Annotated in this window: 1 protein-coding gene; it reads right to left on the bottom strand. The window is 53.9% G+C overall.

The features are described from left to right. Positions 1-149: 149 nt before the first annotated feature. The coding region (locus IEY21_RS16980) for a hypothetical protein (RefSeq protein ID WP_229753195.1) at positions 150-586 on the bottom strand (437 nt) is incomplete at its 5' end.

Raw genomic sequence — 586 nt, 5'->3', positions numbered from 1 at the left:
GGTGGCATTTTCGGTTGTCACAAACAGAAAGTGTCCCCTACCGGGGACGCTTTCTCATACTTTGTGTCAGGCCGTCAGGTGGTCGCCCTCAAATTTGAGGGGAGATCGGGGAGAGCGCCAGTATTTGGGCAGCTCGATTCCTTCACACATTATTCTGAGGTTCGTATCTGTTGGATGGAGGTCCACAACTCGTCAGCAGCGTCGTCTGGGATGCGGGAGGCTGTATCGCATACCAGACGATCCTGGGTCCAGAGTTGATAGCCAGCTCTCCCTTCTTCCACTTGTTCCCAAATTGGTGGAGACCAGGGTCCGTTGTGTGCAGATCCGTCTTGAAATCGGGCTGTGACGCGCCGCTCGTGTTCGGCAAGATCCGAGCAAATGACCTCGACATTCAGCAGTTGAACGCCTGCTTGAACAGCAATGGTTGACCATGCCAAGCGAGTTTCTGTCACCGGATTCACGCAGTCAGCAATCACATTTAATCCTGTTGCAAGATTGTCAGCCGCTAGGGTGTGTCCGCAAACCTTCAGAGCCACTCCATCAGGCAGGCAATCGTGACCATGGCCTCGAAATGACAGGCGCGTTT

It is taken from the genome of Deinococcus aerophilus (genome assembly GCF_014647075.1).
GTDB lineage: Bacteria > Deinococcota > Deinococci > Deinococcales > Deinococcaceae > Deinococcus > Deinococcus aerophilus.
The sequence above is the reverse complement of the archived record's forward strand: the minus strand, read 5'-3'. Positions and strand labels throughout refer to the sequence as shown.